General features: G+C 54.0%; 22 protein-coding genes. 10 read left to right on the top strand and 12 right to left on the bottom strand.

The genetic code is table 11. The features are described from left to right. Positions 1-116: 116 nt before the first annotated feature. On the bottom strand, positions 117-881 hold the full coding sequence (pdhR, locus tag P3C52_RS08530) for a pyruvate dehydrogenase complex transcriptional repressor PdhR (RefSeq protein ID WP_275554584.1): 765 nt from the start codon (positions 879-881) through the stop codon (positions 117-119). Between the two features lie 536 nt (positions 882-1,417). Between pdhR and P3C52_RS08525 the strand changes: the two genes are divergently transcribed. The 3 genes from P3C52_RS08525 to P3C52_RS08515 all read left to right on the top strand — a co-directional run bounded on the left by P3C52_RS08525 (position 1,418) and on the right by P3C52_RS08515 (position 5,324). Continuing rightward, positions 1,418-2,773, top strand: coding sequence for an amino acid permease (locus P3C52_RS08525; protein WP_275554583.1), 1,356 nt, complete (start codon positions 1,418-1,420; stop codon positions 2,771-2,773). 167 nt (positions 2,774-2,940) lie between these two features. Continuing rightward, complete coding sequence (locus tag P3C52_RS08520; RefSeq protein WP_275554604.1) at positions 2,941-4,353, top strand: MFS transporter; 1,413 nt, start codon at positions 2,941-2,943, stop codon at positions 4,351-4,353. Continuing rightward, positions 4,353-5,324, top strand: a complete 972-nt coding sequence (locus P3C52_RS08515) for a family 43 glycosylhydrolase (protein WP_275554603.1) — start codon at positions 4,353-4,355, stop codon at positions 5,322-5,324. The genes P3C52_RS08520 and P3C52_RS08515 overlap by 1 nt, the downstream gene beginning before the upstream one ends. Here P3C52_RS08515 and ampE read toward each other — a convergent pair. The 3 genes from ampE to P3C52_RS08500 all read right to left on the bottom strand — a co-directional run bounded on the left by ampE (position 5,298) and on the right by P3C52_RS08500 (position 7,992). Continuing rightward, positions 5,298-6,152 carry a beta-lactamase regulator AmpE gene (gene ampE, locus P3C52_RS08510; RefSeq protein WP_275554582.1) on the bottom strand — a complete coding sequence of 285 codons (855 nt, stop codon included), beginning with the start codon at positions 6,150-6,152 and terminating at the stop codon, positions 5,298-5,300. The two genes, P3C52_RS08515 and ampE, sit on opposite strands and share 27 nt — an antisense overlap. Continuing rightward, a complete protein-coding gene (ampD, locus tag P3C52_RS08505; RefSeq protein WP_275554581.1) occupies positions 6,152-6,724 on the bottom strand; it encodes a 1,6-anhydro-N-acetylmuramyl-L-alanine amidase AmpD in 573 nt (190 codons plus the stop codon). The genes ampE and ampD overlap by 1 nt, the downstream gene beginning before the upstream one ends. Positions 6,725-6,795: 71 nt before the next feature. Continuing rightward, on the bottom strand, positions 6,796-7,992 hold the full coding sequence (locus P3C52_RS08500; protein ID WP_275554580.1) for an amino acid deaminase: 1,197 nt from the start codon (positions 7,990-7,992) through the stop codon (positions 6,796-6,798). A 178-nt stretch (positions 7,993-8,170) separates the two neighbouring features. Here P3C52_RS08500 and nadC point away from each other — a divergent pair, with 178 nt between their 5' ends. The 4 genes from nadC (at position 8,171) to hofC (ending at position 12,287) form a co-directional block, all read left to right on the top strand. After that, on the top strand, positions 8,171-9,061 hold the full coding sequence (gene nadC, locus P3C52_RS08495) for a carboxylating nicotinate-nucleotide diphosphorylase (protein WP_275554579.1): 891 nt from the start codon (positions 8,171-8,173) through the stop codon (positions 9,059-9,061). A 208-nt stretch (positions 9,062-9,269) separates the two neighbouring features. Beyond that, positions 9,270-9,710, top strand: coding sequence for a prepilin peptidase-dependent pilin (gene ppdD, locus P3C52_RS08490; RefSeq protein ID WP_275554578.1), 441 nt, complete (start codon positions 9,270-9,272; stop codon positions 9,708-9,710). Next, positions 9,707-11,095 carry a type II secretion system protein GspE gene (gene gspE / locus P3C52_RS08485; protein WP_275554577.1) on the top strand — a complete coding sequence of 463 codons (1,389 nt, stop codon included), beginning with the start codon at positions 9,707-9,709 and terminating at the stop codon, positions 11,093-11,095. The genes ppdD and gspE overlap by 4 nt, the downstream gene beginning before the upstream one ends. Beyond that, positions 11,088-12,287, top strand: a complete 1,200-nt coding sequence (gene hofC / locus P3C52_RS08480; protein WP_275554576.1) for a protein transport protein HofC — start codon at positions 11,088-11,090, stop codon at positions 12,285-12,287. The genes gspE and hofC overlap by 8 nt, the downstream gene beginning before the upstream one ends. On the opposite strand, the gene P3C52_RS08475 is transcribed toward hofC, so the two are convergent. Beyond that, positions 12,284-13,324, bottom strand: a complete 1,041-nt coding sequence (locus P3C52_RS08475) for a GMP reductase (protein WP_275554575.1) — start codon at positions 13,322-13,324, stop codon at positions 12,284-12,286. The two genes, hofC and P3C52_RS08475, sit on opposite strands and share 4 nt — an antisense overlap. Before the next feature lie 240 nt (positions 13,325-13,564). On the opposite strand from P3C52_RS08475, the gene coaE reads away from it, so the two are divergent. The 3 genes from coaE to yacG are packed head-to-tail and all read left to right on the top strand — an operon-like array spanning position 13,565 to position 15,140. Further along, the gene (coaE, locus tag P3C52_RS08470; RefSeq protein WP_275554574.1) at positions 13,565-14,176 is read left to right on the top strand and encodes a dephospho-CoA kinase; all 612 of its coding nucleotides are present in this window, start codon (positions 13,565-13,567) and stop codon (positions 14,174-14,176) included. 4 nt (positions 14,177-14,180) lie between these two features. Beyond that, positions 14,181-14,924 (top strand): cell division protein ZapD, encoded by a 744-nt coding sequence (zapD, locus tag P3C52_RS08465; RefSeq protein WP_275554573.1) that lies wholly within the window; start codon positions 14,181-14,183, stop codon positions 14,922-14,924. A gap of 9 nt (positions 14,925-14,933) precedes the next feature. Then, positions 14,934-15,140: a DNA gyrase inhibitor YacG gene (gene yacG / locus P3C52_RS08460; protein WP_275554572.1), complete on the top strand. Its 207-nt coding sequence runs from the start codon at positions 14,934-14,936 to the stop codon at positions 15,138-15,140. A 29-nt stretch (positions 15,141-15,169) separates the two neighbouring features. Here the strand turns inward: yacG and mutT are convergent, their stop codons facing one another. The 7 genes from mutT to ftsQ form a co-directional block, all read right to left on the bottom strand. After that, positions 15,170-15,565, bottom strand: a complete 396-nt coding sequence (gene mutT, locus P3C52_RS08455; RefSeq protein ID WP_275554571.1) for an 8-oxo-dGTP diphosphatase MutT — start codon at positions 15,563-15,565, stop codon at positions 15,170-15,172. Positions 15,566-15,696: 131 nt separating this feature from the next. Then, positions 15,697-18,402 carry a preprotein translocase subunit SecA gene (gene secA, locus P3C52_RS08450; protein WP_275554570.1) on the bottom strand — a complete coding sequence of 902 codons (2,706 nt, stop codon included), beginning with the start codon at positions 18,400-18,402 and terminating at the stop codon, positions 15,697-15,699. A 77-nt stretch (positions 18,403-18,479) separates the two neighbouring features. Then, entirely contained in the window at positions 18,480-18,989 is a 510-nt protein-coding gene (gene secM / locus P3C52_RS08445) for a secA translation cis-regulator SecM (protein ID WP_275554569.1), read from the bottom strand. 283 nt (positions 18,990-19,272) lie between these two features. Next, a complete protein-coding gene (gene lpxC, locus P3C52_RS08440; protein WP_275554602.1) occupies positions 19,273-20,190 on the bottom strand; it encodes a UDP-3-O-acyl-N-acetylglucosamine deacetylase in 918 nt (305 codons plus the stop codon). A 100-nt stretch (positions 20,191-20,290) separates the two neighbouring features. Further along, positions 20,291-21,448 carry a cell division protein FtsZ gene (ftsZ, locus tag P3C52_RS08435; protein ID WP_275554568.1) on the bottom strand — a complete coding sequence of 386 codons (1,158 nt, stop codon included), beginning with the start codon at positions 21,446-21,448 and terminating at the stop codon, positions 20,291-20,293. A 72-nt stretch (positions 21,449-21,520) separates the two neighbouring features. Then, on the bottom strand, positions 21,521-22,777 hold the full coding sequence (gene ftsA, locus P3C52_RS08430) for a cell division protein FtsA (protein ID WP_038628246.1): 1,257 nt from the start codon (positions 22,775-22,777) through the stop codon (positions 21,521-21,523). Continuing rightward, positions 22,774-23,610 (bottom strand): cell division protein FtsQ, encoded by an 837-nt coding sequence (gene ftsQ, locus P3C52_RS08425; protein ID WP_275554567.1) that lies wholly within the window; start codon positions 23,608-23,610, stop codon positions 22,774-22,776. Before ftsQ ends, ftsA begins: the two co-directional genes overlap by 4 nt.

Raw genomic sequence — 23,610 nt, 5'->3', positions numbered from 1 at the left:
TATGCCGCCGACTGTCGCGCCTTCCATACCGCCGCTGTCCGCTAATGCGGAACCGCCGCGCTACCGGTGACGCGCAACCGATCACCACACAAAAGTTATGGTTATAAGTTTACGCGTTATTCCTTACGTTGCTGTAAACGACGCAGGGAGCGTTCACGACGCGTCTGCTCCCGACTTCTGTCCAGCAATATCTCCTCAATAAACGCCAGATGACGGTGTGAAGCTTCGCGCGCCTTTTCCGGTTCGCGGGCAACAATCGCCTCAAAAATACTGGCGCGATGACTGCTCACCTGTGCCAGCATTTCCCGGCGTGAGTAAAGCAATTCAAAATTTTGTCGAACGTTCTGTTCCAGCATCGGCCCCATGGATCGCAGCAAATGCAGCAGCACCACATTATGCGCCGCCTCTGTTACGGCAATCTGATACTGCATAACCGCATCCGCTTCGGCATCAAGATCGCCACTCTGCTGCGCATGCTGAATCGCCAGATGGCAGTCGCGTATGCGCTGCAAATCCTCTTCGGTTCCGCGCAGCGCGGCATAATAAGCAGCAATACCTTCAAGCGCATGGCGGGTTTCCAACAGGTCAAACTGGGATTCGGGATGGTCGGCGAGTAACGCCACCAGAGGATCGCTCAGACTCTGCCAGAGGCTTTTCTGGACAAAGGTGCCGCCGCCCTGACGACGTAGCAGCAGCCCTTTCGCTTCCAGACGCTGAATGGCTTCGCGCAAAGAGGGGCGAGAAACATCAAACTGCTTAGCGAGTTCACGCTCCGGGAGAAGCTTTTCACCCGGACGCAGCGTGCCCTCCATAATCAGAGACTCAAGCTGCTGCTCAATTGCATCGGAGAGCTTTGGTTGGCGAATCTTGCTGTAGGCCATTGTCCCTTCTTCTGCCAGGCGCCGAAGTAAATTGGTAATACCAATTTAAAAAAAGTGACGTTAAAGTAACAAAGTATTCACCTTGTGTCTATATGGCATTCGCCAGAACCTCCCTGCGTTTTACGGCCAGAAATACCCCAAAATAACTATGAAAATGCGCTATTTCGGGATAAACGTGAATTTTAGCCGCCAATTTTCATTAAGTCTTACACGAGGTTAGACCGGCATCTCACTTTACGCCATAAGGGAAACCTATTCGTCTTTATTCGAATTACATGGCACAAAAAAGAAAATTGGCGTGACGGCGTCAGCGTTTTTTAAGCGCTGCTGTAGCCTGGCGGAGAAAGCAGGTGCATTCGTCTGCGCTTACCACTATTCTTGGCGTCAGGGTAGCGTTGCGCCTAATTTGCAGCGGCCCTAAGTGTAAAATAATCAATACAGCAAGCGTAACGGCACACAGACAAGCGTACCGCCCGTTCGCAGCACTATTGCGCCAACTCTTCAGGGAAGGCGAAAGAACTAACTCGAGGGTTTTTATGGAACAACAGCAGGGCGAGACGCTGAAGCGCGGCTTAAAAAACCGCCATATTCAGTTGATTGCATTAGGCGGCGCCGTCGGCACCGGCCTGTTTCTGGGAATTGGACAAACCATACAGATGGCCGGCCCTTCGGTATTGCTGGGTTATGCTATCGGCGGCTTTATCGCTTTTCTGATTATGCGTCAGCTGGGCGAAATGGTGGTAGAGGAGCCGGTCGCCGGATCGTTCAGCCACTTTGCCTATAAATACTGGGGCAATTTTGCCGGTTTCGCCTCCGGCTGGAACTATTGGGTTCTCTACGTGCTGGTAGCAATGGCGGAGCTTACTGCCGTCGGCAAATATGTGCAGGTCTGGTGGCCGGAGTTCCCTTCATGGGCCACCGCCGCGCTATTTTTCGTACTGATTAACGCCATCAACCTGACCAACGTTAAAGTCTATGGCGAGATGGAGTTCTGGTTCGCGATTATAAAAGTTATCGCGGTGGTCGGCATGATTGTGTTTGGCGGCTGGCTGCTGCTGAGCGGTCACGGCGGCCCGGAAGCTTCGGTCAGCAATATCTGGGCGCAGGGCGGCTTTTTCCCGCACGGCATTAGCGGCCTGGTAATGGCGATGGCGGTTATCATGTTCTCCTTCGGCGGCCTGGAACTGGTAGGTATCACCGCCGCCGAAGCGGACGATCCGGGTAAAAGTATCACGCGCGCCACCAATCAGGTTATCTGGCGCATCCTGATTTTTTATATCGGTTCGCTGGCGGTGCTGCTGTCGCTCTATCCGTGGGTTAAGGTGGTTGGCGAAAGCAGCCCGTTCGTGATGATTTTCCACGACCTCGGCGAAACGCTGGTGGCGAATGTGCTGAACGTAGTGTTCCTGACGGCGGCACTGTCGGTGTATAACAGCTGCGTTTACAGCAACAGCCGTATGCTCTACGGCCTGGCGAAACAGGGCAGCGGCCCGCAGGCGCTGCTGAAGGTCGATCGCCGTGGCGTTCCCTATGTGGCACTGGGTGTCTCAGCGCTGGCGACCGCTATCTGCGTCCTGATTAACTACCTGATGCCGGGTGAAGCCTTTGGCCTGTTGATGGCGCTGGTGGTCTCCGCGCTGGTGATTAACTGGGCGATGATCAGCCTGGCGCACCTGAAGTTCCGTAAAGCGAAGGATCATCAGGGCATCCAGACCCGTTTCCGCGCGGTTCTCTATCCGGCAGGCAACTGGATCTGCCTGGCCTTTCTGGCCGCGATCCTGGTGATTATGCTGATGACGCCGGGTATGGCGATTTCCGTCTGGCTGATTCCGGTCTGGCTGGTGGTGCTGGCCATCGGCTACGCTATCAAAAAACGTTCTCAACGTACCTGACCGCTTACCGGGCGTTAACGCGCCCGGTTTTCTCCCTAAGTAATAGTTATCCTCTTCACATTTTTTTCTTCGCAGTTGTTTTGTCCATCTGGATGACCAACCTGTATTAGCACTGCAGATCGATAAGCCGTAATAATCATTCCACTGCTCAGTGGGAGAATAAGATGATGAAAGGCTCTGCGCTTTCCTTTAAAGAAAAGCTGGGTTACGGCATGGGCGACGCCGGATGTAATATGATTGGCGGCGCCATTATGCTGTTCCTTAACTACTTCTATACCGACGTATTTGGCCTGGCTCCGGCGCTGGTTGGGGTTCTGCTGCTTTCGGTTCGCGTACTGGATGCGGTAACCGATCCCATTATGGGCGCGATTGCCGATCGCACGCAAAGCCGTTGGGGACGGTTCCGTCCATGGCTGCTGTGGGTTTCGGTTCCCTACGTTGTATTCAGCGTACTGATGTTTACCACGCCGAACTGGAGTTACGAATACAAAGTCATCTACGCCTTTGTAACCTACTTCCTGATGTCGCTGGCCTATACCGCTATTAATATTCCTTACTGTTCGCTGGGTGGCGTGATTACTAACGATCCGCACGAGCGCGTCTCCTGTCAATCTTATCGTTTTGTGATGGTTGGCATCGCTACGCTGATTCTGTCGCTGACGCTGTTGCCGATGACCGAATGGTTTGGCGGCGGCGATCGTGCGCGCGGCTACCAGATGGCAATGGGCGTGATGGCAGTTATTGGGCTGCTGATGTTCCTTTACTGCTTCGCAACGGTGCGCGAACGTATCCGCCCTGCCGTTCCCAGCAATGATGATTTAAAAAACGATCTGCGCGACGTATGGAAAAACGACCAGTGGGTGCGCATTCTGCTGCTGACCTTTTGCAATGTCTGCCCCGGCTTTATTCGCATGGCGGCGACCATGTATTACGTAACCTGGGTAATGGGACAGACCACCCATTTCGCCACGCTGTTTATCAGCCTGGGCGTGGTAGGCATGATGATTGGCAGTACGCTGGCGAAAGTGTTGACCGATCGCTGGTGTAAATTGAAGGTCTTCTTCTGGACCAATATCGCGCTGGCTATCTTCTCTTGCGGCTTTTACTTCCTCAATCCGCAGGCCACGGTGCTGGTGACCGTGATGTATTTCCTGTTGAATATTCTGCACCAGATCCCCTCCCCGCTGCACTGGTCGCTGATGGCGGACGTGGACGACTACGGCGAATGGAAAACCGGCAAGCGTATTACCGGCATCAGCTTCTCCGGCAACCTGTTCTTCCTGAAAGTCGGCCTGGCGGTAGCGGGCGCGATGGTCGGTTTCCTGCTCTCGTTTTACGGCTATGATGCCGGCGCGAAACAGCAAGGCGACAGCGCCCTGAACGGTATCGTGCTGCTGTTTACCGTGATTCCCGGCATCGGTTATTTAATTACCGCTGGCGTGGTACGACTGTTGAAAGTCGATCGCCACCTGATGCAAACCATTCAGCAGGATTTGGCGAAGCGGCGGGAAAATTATCGTGAGCTGAGCGCGCTGCGCGAAGGCAACTCTTTTGATATTAAACCAGAAGGAACGGCATGATGACTCAGTGGCCCAATCCGTTAATTGAACAGCGCGCGGATCCCTTTATTTTACGCTATCAGGATCGCTACTACTTTATCGCTTCGGTTCCTGAATACGATCGTCTTGAACTGCGCTGCGCCGATACGATTATCGGCCTGGCGCAGGCGGAAGCGGCAGTGATCTGGCGCAAACCCGATGTCGGCCCGATGAGCGCTCTGATCTGGGCGCCGGAGATTCACCATATTGATGGTCAGTGGGTGATCTATTTTGCGGCAGCGCCAACGCGGGAGATCAAAGAAGGTTTGTTCCAGCATCGCATGTACGCGCTGACCTGCGACGACGCCGATCCCTTAACGGGCAACTGGCAGGAACGGGGCCGTATTCAGACCCCGATCGACAGCTTCGCGCTTGATGCCACCACCTTCCGCCATCAGGGTAAGCAGTGGTATCTGTGGGCGCAAAAAGATCCAGCGATTCCCGGCAACTCAAACCTTTATCTGGCGGAGCTGGAAAACCCATGGACGCTGAAAGGCAAGCCGGTCATGCTTAGCCGACCGGAATATGAATGGGAATGCGCGGGCTTTAGCGTTAATGAAGGTCCAGCGGTCATTCGTCACGGCAACCGGCTATTCGTCAGCTATTCCGCCAGCGCCACCGACGAGAACTACTGTCTGGGACTGTTATGGATCGACGTGGATGACGATCCGATGCAGCCCAACCACTGGAATAAATCTGCCCGCCCGGTATTTACCACCAGCTGGGAAAATCGTCAGTATGGGCCGGGTCACAACAGCTTTACGGTGGATGAAGCGGGCAACGATCTGTTGGTTTATCACGCGCGTAACTATACGGAAATTGAAGGCGATCCGCTGTGGGATCCGAATCGCCATACGCGCATTAAAGCTATTCGCTGGGATGCTAACGGCATGCCCGATTTCGGCGTGCCGCCAGCCGATACGCAGTTAAACCAACGTGCCGTAAATAGTTAACAGGGCTACGGCGACAACAATAACCAGCGAGACTTTTTTGGCGAGCGCCACGGCTATCCGTGGCGTTTCCACGCTATCCCACCGCTCATCGCGCTCCAGCGAATACTGCGCCAGACGGGTTAACACCTCATACTGCGGACGACGCAGATCGCTTAATGCGGCAAACCAGGCGGGCAGCGCCCTTTCACCATGTCCCAGCAGCGCGTAGGCCACGCCAGCCAGCCGTACCGGCAACCAGTCAACCCAGTGCAAAATCCGATCGATGCCGGAACGCGCGCGCTCCAGCGGCGTATGGTGCCTTGCCAGCCAGCTTTGCCAGGCACGTAAAAAGGCATAGCCGATAAGCAAGACCGGACCATAGGGGCCGCCCACGACAAACCAGAACAGCGGTGCCAGATAATAGCGATAATTGATCCACAGCAGCGCGTTTTGCAGCGTCTTTAACGTCTCTTGCTGATTACATTCTACCGGCATTCCGTGAATCAGCGTCAGCTCCTCCGCCATCGCGCTACAGGCATTAGCATCACCGTGGCTGGCCGCCTTCAGATAGGCATGATAATGCAGACGCACCGAGCCTGCGCCAATGCACAACAAACCCACCAGGATCCAGAACAGCAGCTGCGCCAGGCCAAAAAACAATCCGCGCAGCGACAGGATTATGACCAACACCAGTAGCATCACCACCAGCGTCATGGCGACGGTACGCCACAGGGAAAAATGGCGGCGGCGGCGGAAAAATGGCTCCAGCCGATGATCGAGCTGCCAGTGTTCGCCCATTTTAAACAGGCGTTCCCAACCTAAAACCAGTAACAAGGAAAAAAGCGTCATCAGTTCCGCTCCGGTAAATGTAAACTGGCGGCCTCCGGCAGACCGCGCAGAAAGCGAGCCCAGTCAAATGACGGGCCAGGATCGGTTTTACGTTCCGGCGCAATATCACTGTGTCCGGTAATCTGTGCAGGGGTAATTGGATAAGCGCGCATCAGCTGACGCGTGACTGCCTGTAAGGCCTGATACTGCGCATCGGTATAGGCCAGCGTATCGGTACCTTCCAGCTCAATGCCAATGGAAAAATCATTGCAGTTTTCCCGGCCCTGCCAGCAGGAGACACCCGCATGCCAGGCGCGCTTATCAAAAGGAACATACTGTACGATTTCACCATCGCGCCGAATCAAGCAGTGGGCAGCGACGCGCAGATGTGCAATTTCGGCGAAGTAAGGATGCGCGCCAGGATCGAGCGTGCCGGTAAACAGCGCGTCGATCCAGGGGCCGCCAAACTCACCGGGCGGCAAACTAATATTGTGTACCACCAGCAGGCTGGGAGTTTCCTCCTCCGGGCGAAGATTGTAATGCGGTGAAGGCACATGGCGAACACCTGACAGCCAGCCATCTTTTAATTCCATGCCAGGATCTCCTCATTTTTTCCACAGCGTAACATGAATCTGTCGCCCTCTTTACATTCCTTGTGCCAAGGTTAAAAACAGGTTTCCAACATCTCGGTTACCCTTAGCTGCTCATCCACGATACAGACATGGCGCCATTTATCGAAAGTCAGGCAGGGATGCGAGGCGCCAAAAGCGATGATGTCGCCGGGCTGCAGGGCATGTTCCTTTGGCCCCTGTAAGAAAAGATGCTGATCCATCAGCTTAATGGCGCGCCAGTCCTTATCCAGCGCCCGCGGCTGCGTGTCGCCTTCATGCCAGACGCGCAGAGGCACCGGCATATCGTCATGCGCAATATCGCGTTTGCCCAGCGCGACGATGACCCTTCCCGGCTCCGGCACCGACTGTACGCAGGCAAATACTTCCATCGCTGGCCGTAACGCATTTTCCAGTTCAGGCTGGCGTGCCAGCACGCCCTGCTGCGCCTGTTGATAAATGCCGTGATCGTGAACCACATAACAGCCGGGGCGTAGCACGCGCAGAAAAGTATCCTGTGCCGCCGACTGCGAAAAGGCTGCCGCTACGCGATCGTACCAGGCGGAGCCGGACGCGGTAATAAGCGGTAGCGCGCAGCTAAAGGCGCCCGCGTTTTTCAGCCTTAACGCCAGCGCAACCAGACGCGCAATGAAGCGATCAATCTCCGGCTGCTCTCCGCTAATAACACCTTCATAACCCTCTACGCCACAGAGCTTTAATGCGGGTTCAGCCTGTATCGCGGCGATCACCGCATCCGCTTGCTCATCGCTACGGCAGCCGCAGCGCCCGTTCGCCACGCCCAGCTCAAGCAGTACCTGTAACGTCAGCTTTTGTTCAGCAAAGAATTTTCCCAGCTGGCGGACATTTTCGACGCTATCGACCAGACAGTAAAAATCTGGCGCCGCGTGGCGCAGCATATCCGCAACAATCTGCATATTGGCCTGTCCCACCAGCTGGTTAGCCATCAGGATGCGCTTGATGCCCGCGTTGCTGGCCGCCGCACTTTGTACGGCGCTGGCGAGCGTAATTCCCCAGGCGCCTGCGGCTATCTGGCGATGGAAAAGTGCAGGTGCCATGGTGGTTTTGCCATGTGACGCCAGAACGGCGCCGTGCCGGTCGGCAAAGGACTGCATCCAGTGCAGGTTATGCTCCAGCGCATTCTGATGCAGTACCAGAGCAGGCAACGAAACATCCTTTAGCAACGCTTTGCCTGTTACGGGCAGGCCTTTCTGCGGATGGGTTAAAGTGAACATCCAGATCTTCCTTTTCTATCAAGTTTGTTCACCAATACCCTGGTGATGACAAAAGCGCCACCCTAAAAAAACAAAACCTCAACATGTTTAGTACACTAAACTTTTTCGCCCTTCTCTGGTGCCGTTACGTCGTTCAGGCTACATTAGGCGCACCGTTAAATTCTCTTATGGGAGCCTTATGACACAGCGACGTTATAACCCTGACAGCCGACGTTCAGAGCTGTTATCACGTATTGAAGCGGAGATTCCAGCCAGCGTAGAGCAGGCACTCAGGGAAGATCTCGGCGGCGAAGTCAACGCTGATAATGATATTACTGCCGGACTGCTGCCCGCCGATAAACAGGCGCAGGCTACCGTTATTACGCGAGAAGCGGGCGTTTTCTGTGGTAAACGCTGGGTTGAGGAAGTGTTTATCCAACTGGGAAATCAGGTGCGCCTGAGCTGGCATGTGGAAGATGGCGATCTTATCCAGCCGGGACAGGCGCTGTTTGAGGTCTCTGGCCCGGCGCGCCTGCTGCTGACCGCAGAACGCACCGCCCTTAATTTTGTGCAAACCCTTTCCGGCGTTGCCAGCGAAGTAAAGCGCTATGTCAGCCTGCTGGAAGGCACGCAAACCCGCCTGCTGGACACACGTAAAACCCTGCCGGGCCTGCGCTCCGCCTTAAAATATGCCGTTTTATGTGGTGGCGGAGAAAATCATCGTCTCGGCTTATCCGATGCGTTTCTGATTAAAGAAAACCATATTATTGCCAGCGGCTCTGTCCAGCAGGCGGTCGAAAAAGCGCTCTGGCTGCATCCCGATGTGCCGGTTGAAGTGGAAGTAGAAACGCTTGATGAACTGGAGCAGGCGCTGGCGGCCGGAGCTGACATTGTCATGCTGGATAATTTTACGGTTGAGCAGATGCGTGAAGCGGTAAAAATCAACCAGAGCCGGGCACTGCTGGAAGTTTCCGGCAATGTTACCGACCAGACGCTACGCAGCTTTGCCGAAACCGGCGTAGATTATATTTCGGTTGGCGCACTCACCAAGCACGTACGTGCGCTGGATCTTTCTATGCGCTTTCAGTAACGCTGCCTTTACTACTCCGCTGTGGCGCCCATTCTGCGCGCCACCTTATCCAGCCGGATAACGTTGCGATACCGCTTCCTGTTTTTTTCTCTGTGCCGCAACAGCTGTTACTTTTTTTCGGCCCCGCTTCCTGCCTGCTTAACGGACGCTCGCCCCGCTTTTTCCTTTGGCTTAACGTCAACAACGCCAATAAGAGGGAGAAGTGAAGATGAGACAACAAGGCTTTACGCTGATTGAGCTGATGATCGTGATTGGAATTGTCGCCATCCTCAGCGCTATCGGCATGCCGGCTTACCAGAACTATCTGCAAAAAGCGGCGCTCACCGATATGCTGCAAACTATGTTGCCCTACAAAACAGCGGTGGAACTTTGCGCCGTCGAGCATGGCGCAACCGCAGGCTGCAGCGCGGGCAGTAACGGTGTTCCCACCGCGAAGGGATCGCGTTATGTCTCTACGGTGAGCGTGGCGTCCGGCGTCATTACGCTTACCGGACAGGAAAGTCTGAACGGACTTACCGTCACGCTTACGCCACAGTGGCAAAGTAATGAAGGCCAGATGGACTGGCAGCGCAGCTGCGCCAGCGCTAACAGCAACCTGAAGGATAATTGCCGCAACGTTTTCCGCTTCGATGATGAGGTGTCGCAATGAATGGCACCGCCCAAAATTTACGCGAGATCTGCCGTCAGTATCAGGCGCTGCTGTTAAAAGAGGATGAGGCGTCAATTACCGTTGCGCTGGCCGATGCGCCAACCCATGAAATGGTGGAGGCGCTACGCTTTACCAGCCAGCGCCGGGTGCAGGTTGAGCGCTGGCCGCAGGCGCGGCTGGAACAGCATCAACAGGCTGAGCCGTCTTGTTCGCAGAGCGATAAAGCACTTGCATCGGAATCCGTGTCGGCGCTGGTCGATCAAATTCTGCTTAATGCTTTTCAGCGCCGCGCCTCTGATATTCATATCGAGCCTTGTGCAGCAGGCGTGCGCGTGCGGCTACGTATTGACGGTATGCTTCAGCTGCTGCAGACCATTAGCGGGACGCAACAGGCAGCGCTGATAGCCCGCCTTAAGATCCTTGGCAATCTTGATATAGCGGAGCGCCGGTTGCCGCAGGATGGGCAATTTACTTTACAACTGCAGGGGGAACAGGCGGCTTTCCGTCTCGCCACCCTGCCAGTGCGAGAGGGAGAAAAAGCAGTGATCCGTCTGCTACAAAGCGACGTACAGGATCTCGCGCTGGAGAATTTAGGTATGCCACCCGCAGCGCTAAAACACTTCCGCAGCGCGCTGGCGCAGCCGCAGGGCTTGATACTGGTAACCGGCCCTACCGGCAGCGGCAAAACCTTTACGCTTTACAGCGGACTTAGCGCCCTTAACCAGCCGGGCAGCAATCTCTGTAGCGTAGAAGATCCGGTAGAGATTCCATTAGCTGGCGTTAACCAGACACAAATTAATCCCCGTGCCGGGCTCGATTTTCAACGCGTCCTGCGGGCACTGCTGCGTCAGGACCCGGACATTATTATGCTGGGCGAGATTCGCGATGCGGAGAGCGCTGAAATTGCTGTTAAGGCAGCGCAAACCGGCCATCTGGTGCTGTCCACGCTGCATACAAACTCAACGACGGAAACCCTGATAAGGCTTGGTCAAATGGGGATTCCTGGCTATTTGCTGGCATCAGCGCTCCGGCTGGTTATCGCCCAGCGTCTGGTAAGGCGCCTTTGCCCGCACTGCCGCTTCCCGGCGGAAAAAATAGAAAATCTGCCTGCGCAAATTTGGCCAGGAGCGCTTCAGAACTGGCGGGCCGCAGGCTGCGATCACTGTTTCTCCGGCTACTATGGACGCCTGGCGCTATTTGAGATGCTACCAATAAATAACGCGCTGCAAACGGCCATCGCCGCTAACGTCAGCAGTGAAGAGCTAAGCATACTGGCTCAGCGTCTGGAACTTAACAGCCTGTTTATCGAAGGACTGCATGCGGTTGACCGCGGCGAAACCTCGTTGTCAGAAATCTATCGGGTCATAGGCGTCGATCATGGCTAGCTGTCGACTCTGGCACTGGCAGGCCATGAATCAACAGGGCGAAATGGTCACCGGAAGCTGGCTGCTGACAGAGGATCACCAGCTTATGACCAGAATGGCCGCATGGAATTATCTACCGCTCTCCTGTAAACGCGGTAAATATTACCGGCCCCGCGACTGGACGGTGCGCCAGAAAATAGCTCTGCTGTATCAGCTGGCTACGCTGTTAAAGGCTGGGCTGACGCTTTCAGCCGGGTTACAGCTGTTAAGCGAAGGCGAGAAACATCCCGGCTGGCGCACATTGTTACTGGCGTTACAGGAAGAGGTTGCCCGGGGAACGCCCTTTTCCGCCGCGCTGGCAAAATGGCCGATGATCTTTCCCCCGCTATTTCCTGCACTGATGCAGGTTGGCGAACTCACCGGCCAGTTGGATCGCTGCTGCTTACAGCTGGCATCCCAGCAGGAACGTCAGCTGCGACTACATAAGAAAGTTATTGCGGCGCTACGTTATCCCGCATTTATTCTGTTGGTGGCATTGGCGGTTGCAGTGGGCATGCTGCTATGGGTGCTGCCTGAATTCGTCAGCATTTATCAGTCGTTTAATGCCCAACTGCCCGCCTTTACCGCCGCAGTATTGGCGCTCTCCGTAGGCCTTCAACGGTTGTTTCTGCCGCTGATGCTATTTATTGCCGTCGTGATTTTTCTGTGGCGTTATCTGCGTGAACGCAGACCAGGCTGGCAGCGCCGTGAGCAACGCTGCCTGCTGCACCTGCCACTGCTTGCGCGCTTATGGCGCGGCAGCCTGCTCAGTCAGATATTTACCACGTTGACCCTAACGCAGCAGGCAGGCCTGCCGTTACTGCAAGGGCTACAGGCGGTTGAACTGACGATTACACCATTACTATGGCGGGAAGCGGTGCAGCAGTTACAAAAACAGATAGCTGAAGGTACGCAGTTGCATCAGGCGATTGCCGACAGCGCGCTTTTTACGCCGCTTTGTCGTCAGTTGATTAAGGTAGGCGAAGAGGCCGGCGCGTTGGATGAATTACTCGCGCGCCTGGCGCAATGGCATGAAAATCAAACCCATGAGCTGGCAGATACGCTGGCGGCCACCATGGAACCGGTAATGATGCTGATTACCGGGATCATTGTCGGTACCTTAGTGGTCGCTATGTACCTGCCTATCTTTAACTTAGGAAACGTGATGGGTTAACGGTTAAAAACGCGATTTTCCTGCTCCGCTACGCGAATAAACGTTGTGCGCTTGGTCAGCTCTTTCAAGCGCTCTGCGCCAACGTAAGTACAGGCCGAGCGCAGACCGCCAAGGATATCTCGCGCCGTAGCGTCAACCGGCCCGCGCAACAGCAGCTTGACCGTTTTGCCTTCCGCCGCACGGTATTCCGCTACGCCGCCAACGTGACGTTTCATCGCGGATTCAGAACTCATGCCGTAAAACAGCATGAATTTTTCACCGTTTTCTTCAACCACGGTACCTTCACATTCATCATGTGCGGCCAGCATTCCGCCCAGCATCACGAAATCGGCGCCGCCGCCAAAGGCCTTCGCCACATCGCCCGGCACCGAACAGCCACCATCGCTGACGATCTGTCCGCCCAGACCATGCGCCGCGTCGGCGCACTCAATAACGGCGGAAAGCTGCGGATAACCAACGCCGGTTTTTACGCGCGTGGTACAAACGGATCCAGGGCCAATGCCAACTTTCACAATATCGGCACCGGAAAGGATAAGCTCTTCAACCATCTCGCCAGTAACGACGTTGCCGGCACAGATGGTTTTATCAGGGCAGGCGGCACGCGCACGTTGCAGGAACTCAACAAAATGCTCCGAGTAGCCGTTTGCCACATCGATACAGATAAAATTCAGCGCTGGTGAAAGCGCCAGTATCGCCTGAAGCTTATTAAAATCGGCATCGGAAGTGCCGGTAGAAACCATTACGTGTTGCAGCACCTGTTCCGGTACGCGCTGAATAAAAGCACGCCATTCATCGACGCTGTAATGTTTATGTACCGCCGTCAAAATATCAAAGCTGGCCAGCACTTCAGCCATGCGAAACGTTCCTACGGTGTCCATATTAGCGGCAATAATTGGGACGCCTGACCAGGCGATGCCGGAGTGTTTAAAGGTGAATTGACGACTCAACTCTACCTGCGAGCGGCTTTTTAAAGTTGAACGTTTGGGACGAATTAGAACATCTTTAAAACCAAGTTTTAAATCTTCTTCAATACGCATGACATCATTCCTGGGTTTTTGGCGACGATCATATGATCGGGTGCTGCTGCCAGCTCCAGTAACGCTATCATACGCACTAAAAACGCGCGTACAAGACTGCGAAAACACCTTTAAATACGCTACAATCCGATAAATTTACCTGAAAATAGTCAATGTGATCGCCGTTGCATACTTTCCCGCTGACGTTAAACGTGTATAGCTGGCGCTCTGGCGTTTACAGGTGAAGCAGGAATAGAAAAAATGTCTTACACCGTTGCACTAACTGGCGGAATTGGCAGTGGAAAAAGTACCGTTGCCAACGCGTTTGCCCGGCATGGCGTGGAAATTATTGATGCTGATGTCATTGCCCGTCAGGTGGTAGAGCCCGGCCAGCCGGCGCTAAAAGAGATTGCGACCCGCTTTGGTTCAGCGATACTTCATACAGACGGCACGCTAAACCGCGCCGCGCTGCGTCAGACTATCTTCAGCTCGCCCGCAGACAAGGCCTGGCTGAATCAGCTTTTACATCCGTTGATCCACGCTGAAACACGCCGACAGCTTAAAGCGGCTCGATCGCCCTGGTGCTTATGGGTTGTACCGCTGCTGGTGGAAAACCAGCTGGAAAAACAGGCCGATCGGGTTCTGGTTGTTGATGTCGATCCTGCCGTTCAGATTGAACGAACCATGGCTCGTGACCGTATTTCTCGCGAGCAGGCGGAAAAAATCATTGCCGCTCAGGCTACACGCGCAGCGCGTCTGGCTGTAGCGGATGACATTATTGAAAACAGCGGACATCCCAGCGAGGTTCTGCCGCTGGTCGCCAAACTGAATCAGCGCTATCTGGCGTTGGCCAAAGCGACAAAACAGGATTAACAGCATGAGTAAAGTCGTTCTTTTCGAACATCCGTTGAATGAGAAAATGCGTACCTGGCTGAGAATTGAGTTCTTACTTCAGCAGCTTCAGGCGAGCATCGAGATTACTAATCACCAGACCGCATTAACGTTTTTCCGTAATATCAGCGAATTACTTGATGTATTTGAGCGTGGCGAGTTACGCACCGAGATTCTGAAAGAGCTTGAGCGTCAGCAGCAAAAATTACTGGCCTGGTGCGATGTGCCGGGCGTAGATACCGAACGTGTTGAAGCGCTGCGTCAGCAGCTGAAATCGCGCGCCAGCGAATTAATGGCTGCGCCGCGTATCGGTCAGGCGCTGCGGGAAGATCGTCTTATCGCGCTGGTGCGCCAGCGTCTGAGCATTCCCGGTGGCTGCTGTAGCTTTGACCTGCCAACGCTGCATGTCTGGCTGCATCTCGATCAGTCGCTGCGGGACACCCAGGTCGCCGCGTGGATAGACACGCTTGAGCCGCTGCGCCAGGCACTGTTTTTGATCCTTGAGCTAATTCGGCAATCTGGCGTATTTCGCCATCAGACCAGCCTGAACGGTTTTTATCAGGACAATGCCGAAGGCGCGGATCTCCTGCGGCTGCAATTAACGCTGGAAGACAGTCTTTATCCGCAGGTTTCTGGCCATAAAACCCGTTATGCAATTCGTTTTTTACCACTCGACAGCGAGCGCGGCGAAGTTCCAGCCCGTCTCGATTTCGAGCTGGCTTGTTGTTAGAGGATAAGTATGAAAAGTGATGTTACAACCGTGGCCTGTCCTACCTGCGGCAAGAAGGTGATTTGGGGAGAAGAGAGTCCGTTTCGCCCATTTTGCAGTAAACGCTGTCAGCTGATTGACCTGGGCGAATGGGCAGCAGAAGAGAAGCGTATCCCCAGCGACAGCGATTTATCAGATAGCGACGACTGGAGTGAAGAAGAGTACCTGCGTCATTGAAAAACGGGGCGGCAGCGCCGCCCTGATGATTAGCGCGCCTCAGCCAGCAGGCGCGCTACCAGCTGATGGTTAGCCGGTGGGAACTCATCGGCGATAAGCTCGCGCTGCGGCACCCAACGCTGCGGCTGCCCTTCCCGGCCCCAGGGTTCACCCTGCCACTGTTCCACCATAAAAAAATGTAACGTAACGCGCAGATCCTGATAGGTATGATCGGCGTTGCCAAAGGCGGTAGCGGCAATGACCGCAATGCCGGTTTCTTCCAACAGCTCACGCTTAAGCGCCTGTTCTGGACTCTCGCCCGCCTCGATTTTTCCTCCCGGAAATTCCCACATATTTGCCATATGCGAGCTGGCTGGACGGTGCGTCAGAAAAATTTCCTGCTGCGCATTGCGGATAATGCCAACAGCGACCTGAAGATGTTTCATTTTCGCATCCTTGTTCTGACAAATAACGGCAGTATAACGTTGTTTACTTTGGCTTAACACCGGCAAGCGGGTACCTAAATAAAGTAAAAAGGGAGCCAGAAGGCTCCCTTATAAACTTAACGCGAAAAACATCAGGCCAGGCGACCGTGGCACTGCTTGTATTTTTTACCCGATCCGCATGGGCAAGGATCGTTGCGGCCTACTTTACGTTCACCAGTCTCAGCGGCCAGCGCGGCGGCGGCTTCAGTTTCATCATCAACATGACTGAGCTGCTGCTGCTGAGCCAGACGCTCAGCCTCTTCGCGGCGCTGCGCTTCCATCGCTTCAACTTCTTCCGGCATACGTACCTGAACTTTGCTCAGCGTGCTGATGACTTCATATTTCAGCGACTCCAGCATGGCAGCAAACATGGCGAAGGATTCGCGTTTGTATTCCTGTTTCGGATCTTTTTGTGCATAGCCACGCAGATGGATGCCCTGACGCAGGTAATCCATCGCCGCCAGATGCTCTTTCCACAGCGAATCCAGCGTTTGCAACATGACGCCTTTTTCAAAGCTGCGCATCATCTCAGCACCAACCACTTCTTCTTTACGCTGATACACCTCTTTCGCCTGCTCCAGGATACGCTCGCGCAGCGTTTCCTCATGCAGCTCAGGCTCTTTATCCAGCCATTGAGAAATCGGCAATTCAAGATCGAAGTCGTTTTTCAGGCGTTCTTCCAGGCCTGCAACATCCCACATCTCTTCCAGCGACTGCGGCGGAATGTAACTGTCGATGGTGGATTTGAAGACATCTTCGCGGATGCTGTTGATGGTTTCGCTCACATCAGCCACATCCAACAGTTCATTACGCTGCGAGTAAATAGCACGACGCTGATCGTTAGCAACATCATCATATTCCAGCAGCTGTTTACGAATATCGAAGTTGCGGCTTTCCACTTTACGCTGTGCGTTGGCAATCGCCTTAGTGACCCACGGATGCTCAATGGCTTCGCCCGGCTTCATGCCCAGTTTACGCATCATATTCGACACGCGATCCGAGGCGAAAATACGCATCAGCGCATCTTCCATCGACAGGTAGAAACGGGAAGAACCCTGATCGCCCTGACGACCGGAACGACCGCGCAGCTGGTTATCGATACGGCGCGATTCATGGCGCTCAGTACCGATAATATGCAAACCGCCCGACGCCAGTACCGCGTCATGGCGCTCTTTCCAGGCGGCTTTGATGGCGGCAATCTGATCTTCGGTCGGGTTTTCCAGCGCGGCGACTTCCGCCTGCCAGCTACCGCCCAGCATAATGTCCGTACCACGACCCGCCATGTTGGTGGCGATAGTCACCGCCCCAGGCTGGCCAGCCTGCGCGACGATCTCTGCTTCACGCGCATGGAATTTGGCGTTCAGTACGTTGTGCTTGATGCCGGCCCGTGTCAGCTCATTAGAAACGACCTCAGATTTTTCGATCGAGATAGTACCGACCAGGATCGGCTGGCCGTTTGCGGTACGCTCGCGAATATCTTCGATGATCGCATCGATCTTCTCTTTCTCGGTCATGTAGACCAGATCCGGCAGATCTTTACGCACCATTGGGCGGTTGGTCGGGATCACGATGGTATCCAGCTTATAAATAGAGCTGAATTCAAATGCTTCGGTATCCGCCGTACCGGTCATACCGGCCAGCTTCTCATACAGACGGAAGTAGTTCTGGAAGGTGATAGAGGCCAGCGTCTGGTTCTCATTCTGAATCTCAACGCCCTCTTTCGCCTCAACAGCCTGATGCAGGCCATCTGACCAGCGACGTCCCTGCATGGTACGGCCCGTATGCTCATCGACAATAATGACTTCGCCATCTTTAACGATGTAATCAACGTCACGGGTGAACAGTACATGGGCACGCAGCGCAGCGGTAACATGGTGCATCAGCATAATATTGTTAGGTGAATAGAGAGATTCGCCTTCCACCATAATGCCTTCCTGCACCAGCAGCTCTTCAATCATCACCAGACCGCGTTCGGTAAGATGAACCTGACGCGCTTTCTCATCGACGGAGAAGTGACCTTCGCCCTGGAACGTATCAGAGTCTTCTTTTTCCTGACGGATCAGGCGCGGAATAATTTTGTTTACTTTGATATAGAGTTCAGAGCTGTCTTCCGCCGGACCGGAAATGATCAGCGGCGTACGCGCTTCATCGATCAGGATGGAGTCCACCTCGTCCACCAGTGCATAGTGCAGCTTACGCTGTACACGCTCTTCCGGGCTGAATGCCATGTTGTCGCGCAGATAGTCAAAACCGTACTCGTTATTGGTGCCGTAGGTAATATCGGCCGCGTAGGCTTCGCGTTTAGCTGGAGCAGGCATACCCGGCAGGTTGATGCCGACAGAAAGACCAAGGAATTCAAATAGCGGGCGGTTATTTTCCGCATCGCGCTGGGCCAGGTAGTCGTTGACGGTAACAACGTGTACGCCTTTACCGGTCAGCGCATTCAGATAGGCTGGCAGCGTCGCGGTTAGCGTTTTACCTTCACCGGTGCGCATTTCAGCGATGCAGCGATCGTTTAATACCATGCCGCCAATCAGCTGTACGTCAAAGTGACGCATGCCAAATACGCGTTTACTGGCTTCACGTACGGTGGCAAAGGCTTCAGGAATCAGGCTGTCCAGTTCTTCGCCCTTTTCCAGACGCGCACGAAACTCCTGCGTTTTCGCTTTCAACTCATCGTCAGAGAGCTTTTCAAAATCAGGCTCCATCTTGTTGATGAGTTCTACCGTTTTGCGCATGCGGCGCAGCGTACGATCGTTACGACTACCAAAAACTTTGGTTAACAACTTGGTTAGCATAATAAATACATTCTCATCTTTACCGCCGTGATTGCGGTTCGTTTTTATATTAATACGGTTTCAGGACTGCTCAGGTTTCAACTGAGAATGTAAGGGCCCGCGCGGATGCCTTGCACCTGGGCCAGCCAGATGCCGATATGATAATCGGGCGTAACAGAAACGGCAGGCTGCTGCGTATGGCGAATAATAACCGGTTGGCGCGGCTCATGGGTCAATAGCGCATTGAGCGTATCGAGCAGCGCCATTTTCTGCACGGCAAGCGGCAAGGTTTCTTCCGCATCGGGCAAATTTTGGGGAGTAAGCGCAAAAGAGAGATGGCGAATGACGGTGCGGATAGCATGTTGATGCCAGTAATCCACGCTAAAGCTGGCGCGGCGGGCATTCGCCTGTAGCAGCGCAAGGTTATCCACCCGTACGGCGCTACCGGTGATCAGTTTTTTCGCTGTGGCTTCGGGACGGTTATTTTGCTCAGCGTTTTGGGCGTACGCAGCGGGCAGGCCGAGGCTTGCCGCCACCATGCCAAATAACAGATGCGGCCAGAAATAACGCCTGCCTAATTGTCGCCAGCGGTGAAAAATAGCGATCACATCGGTTTCCGTCTGACAGGTATCATCCTGCCCTTCTTCAATGAATAATTAGCGGCTTGTTCCATCTGACGTATTGCGCCAGCTGCCACCTTTAGCGAGGGCAAATCTTATCATCATTGCGCACGTTAAACATCAGATCGTAGCGGGAGCAGGAGAAAATAGCGACATTTCGTCGGACACGGAGCAAATAAAAAACACCGCACTACAGAAACAAAAACGACTGGCTTTGCTGGCCGGAGAGAGTGAGCCAGCGCTACCAGTCGTTTTAAGGGGTTAAGACGCTTTACGCCAGAACCAAATTTGTTGCCCTGAATGCCACCGGCAGTTCAGCTTCGTCTTCAAAGGTCGCCCATTCCCAGGCTTCCTGTTTCGCCAGTACCGCCTGCAGCAGTTTATTGTTTAACGCATGGCCTGATTTATAAGCGGAAAACGCGCCTACAATATTGTGACCACACATAAACAAGTCGCCAATGGCGTCCAGCATTTTGTGACGAACGAATTCATCTTCGAAGCGTAAACCTTCTTCGTTCAGTACGCGGAAATCGTCTAACCCTATCGCGCAATCTAAACTACCGCCCAGGCACAGGCCTTTGGACTGCAGGTATTCGATTTCACGCATAAAGCCGAAGGTTCGCGCACGGCTGATTTGACGCATGAACGCTTCCGTAGAGAAGTTCAGCTGATAACGCTGCGAGCTGGCATCAATCGCCGGGTGTTTGAAATCGATGGTGAAATCGAGCGAAAAACCGTTGTACGGTTTAATTTCAGCCCACTTGTCGCCATCTTCAACACGCACCGCTTGCTTAACGCGTACAAATTTCTTGGCGCTATTCAGCTCTTCAATGCCCGCATCTACCAGCAGGTAGACAAAGGGCGCGGCGCTGCCGTCCATAATCGGCACTTCCGGCGCATTGACTTCGACAATAATATTGTCGATACCAAGGCCCGCCAGCGCGGCGTTCAGGTGTTCTACGGTAGAAATACGCACGCCTTCATCATTCACCAGGCAGGTACTCAGCATGGTGTCGCGCACGTATTTTGCATCAGCCGGGAAATCAACCGGTGGATTCAAGTCAGTGCGACGATAGATGACCCCGGTATTAGCCGGCGCAGGGCGTAGCGTCAGGTTGACTTTCTTGCCGGTATGCAAACCGACGCCAGTCGCCTGAACAATACGTTTTAATGTCCGTTGTTTGATCATCGTATTATCTCGCAAAATCATCATCCGACCGTCAGTCTATCTTACTGACGGGCGAAGATATTAGCACAAAGAGCGGAGAATCCCAATTCTCAGGTTATTCCTAGTCTGCCTGTTTGCGCAGGAAGGCAGGAATATCCAGGTAATCAGGCTCTTTGCCCGGCTGCGAGCTTTGATCGTTAACCACTTTAGCAGCAGGTTTTTGTTCCTGCGGCAGCGGCGCCATACCGTGCTGCTGGTAACGATGATCCATAACTGGCTGGCTGGTTGCTTGCTTGTTAGTTACCAACGTAATTTCTGGACGCTTGTCCATACCAATGCCGGTAGCAACCACGGTCACACGCAGTTCGTCATTCATTTCCGGATCCAGAGAGGTACCGATAACCACGGTCGCGTTATCTGAAGCGAAGGCGCGAATCGTGTTACCGACAGTCTCAAACTCATCCAGACGCAGATCAAAGCCAGCTGTGATGTTGACCAGCACGCCGCGTGCGCCGGAAAGATCAATGTCTTCCAGCAGCGGGCTGGAAATCGCCATCTCTGCCGCTTCTTCCGCACGGTCTTCACCGCAAGCCACGCCGGAGCCCATCATGGCGTAACCCATTTCGGACATTACGGTGCGTACGTCAGCAAAGTCGACGTTCATCAAACCCGGACGGGTAATCAGCTCAGCGATACCCTGTACAGCGCCTTTCAGGACGTCGTTAGCTGCGCCGAACGCGTCCAGCAGCGAAATGCCACGGCCTAACACTTTCAGCAGTTTATCGTTCGGGATAGTAATCAGCGAGTCAACATGCTTAGACAGTTCGGCGATGCCCTGCTCAGCAAACGCCATGCGCTTTTTACCTTCGAAGTTAAACGGTTTGGTTACTACCGCCACGGTCAAAATGCCCAGGTCTTTAGCGACCTCAGCCACTACTGGCGCCGCGCCGGTACCGGTACCGCCGCCCATACCAGCTGCGATAAACACCATGTCCGCGCCGTCCAGCGCAGAACGCAGCGCTTCACGATCTTCTTCCGCAGAAGTACGACCCACTTCAGGATTCGCGCCTGCACCCAGACCTTTAGTAATGTTGGTACCGATTTGGATGGTCTGGCCAACTGCAGTTTTGCGTAACGCCTGCGCGTCAGTATTCACCGCGAAGAACTCAACGCCTTCGATGCGCTCGCGCACCATATGCTCTACGGCGTTACCGCCGCCCCCGCCGACGCCGATGACTTTAATCACCGCGTCGTTGGTTAATTCCATCGGTTCAAACATAATTTCTCTCCGTTATGTGCCTGTCGCCTGGAGATCATAAAATAGAGCTAGCATGATCCCCTTTTAGAAAAATTAAAACTCTTTTTTCAGCCAGCTGTTGATACGTTTAAACCAGTTGCCAACTGAAGCACGTTTTTCAACATCCGCCTCACCGCTCAGGTGAGACTCTTTTCCATAGTGCAGAAGACCTACCGCTGTTGAGTAGTAAGGCTCCTGCGCATAATCCGTTAGGCCGGTAATATTTAACGGCTGGCCGATGCGCACCTGGGTATGGAACACCCGTTGCGCGCAGGCGGCTAAACCTTCAATCTGCGCCGCGCCGCCGGTAAGCACAATACCTGCCGCAAGGTGATGCTTAACGCCCTGCTGACGTAACTGTTCCTGTAACTGAAGAATTTCGTCGTTCACCAAATTCAGCAGTTCGGTATAACGCGGCTCAATCACTTCCGCTAACGTCTGACGCTGCAGGCTACGCGGCGGACGCCCGCCAACGCTCGGCACCTCAACATTCTCATCTTTGCCGACGATCGAGCCCAGCGCACAACCGTGACGGACTTTAATCGCTTCCGCATCGGTCGGCGGCGTGCCAAAGGCATATGCAATATCGCTGGTAACCACGTTACCGGCATAAGGAATAACTTTGGTATGACGCAGCGCGCCGCCGGTATACACCGCGATGTCCATGGTTCCACCGCCAATATCCACCACGCAGACGCCCAGTTCGCGTTCATCTTCCGTCAGTACCGCAAAGCTGGATGCCAGACCGGCAAAAATTAATTGGTCCACTTTCAGACCACAACGTTCAACCGCCTTGACGATATTTTTCGCCATATCGTTATGGCAGGTGATCAAATGCACTTTTGCCTGCATACGCACGCCTGACAGTCCGACCGGGTTTTTAATCCCTTCCTGGTAGTCGATCGCGTACTCTTGCGGAATCACATGCAGAATGCGGTGTTCGTCGCGTACGCGTACCGATTTGGCGGTATGCACCACGTTCTCCACATCTTCCTGGGTGACTTCCTCTTCAGAAATCGGAACCATCCCGATTTCGTTCTGACAGCTAATATGTTTGCCGGATAACGCCAGGTAAACCGAAGAAATCTGGCAATCCGCCATCAGTTCCGCCTGATCGATGGCGCGCTGTACGCATTTCACCACCGATTCCAGATCGTTTACGCCGCCTTTATCCATACCGCGGGACGGACAACTGCCGACCCCAATAATGTTGACCATGCCATCGGGCAGAATTTCCCCTACTAAAGCGGCGACCTTGGCGGTGCCTATCTCAAGTCCTACTACCAGTTTTCTGTCCGTCGCCTTGATCATTGTTGTTTAGCCTGTGCCTGATTCTGTTGCTGATTACTGTCCTTAGGCTCAATAAATGCCGGAGCCCAGCCAACGGCAGCGCCGGAGTCATAGCGCAAATCGACATAACTGACGCGCTTATTATCAGCGGTGGCCTGCTGTTGAACCATCGGCCAAAGTTCAATAAACCGCTTAAGTCGCTTCATGTTATCGCTACGGCCCAGCTCAATACGTACATCATCGCCCGTGACTAATTGCCAGGAGTGACGAGCAGTCATGGATGCTGCTTTTACGCTAAACTTGCTGGCGGCTAAAACCGCACTCATTTGCCGGTAGCCTGCCAGCACATCCTGCTCGTTACCTTCAGGCCCATACAGCAACGGTAGCGCCTCTTTGCCGATATGGTTAGCAGGAACGCTAAAAGATTTGCCTTCCGCATCAATCATATGTAGATCATTCCACCGCGCTACCGGCACATACTCAACCAGATGAATCTTTAATTCGTCCGGCCATTGCTTGCGTACGCTGACCTGTTTGATCCAGGGCAAACGTTCAATTTGCTGCTGAATCACATTTACATCTTGTGACATAAAAGTGCCGGGCGCGCCCAGCGATAAAATCGCCTGACGAATATCGTCGTTGGTGGTGTAGTGCGTTTTCCCGGTCACCACCAGCTTCGAAAGCGGCAGCCGTGAAGCATCATTCATCCATTTCAACACCACGAAGCCGCCAGCCAACATCGTGCCGATCACCAACAGCAGGAATAAAATCCCTGCTAAACGTGAACCATTGCTGCGGCCGGTACGCGCCTTTTCCTGCGCTTCCCGGCGAACGTTCAGAGCCGCCTGCGACAT

It is taken from the genome of Mixta sp. Marseille-Q2659 (genome assembly GCF_940807255.1).
Classification (GTDB): Bacteria; Pseudomonadota; Gammaproteobacteria; order Enterobacterales; family Enterobacteriaceae; genus Mixta.
Note: the sequence above shows the minus strand (reverse complement) of the source record. Positions and strands in the feature narration are given on the sequence as shown.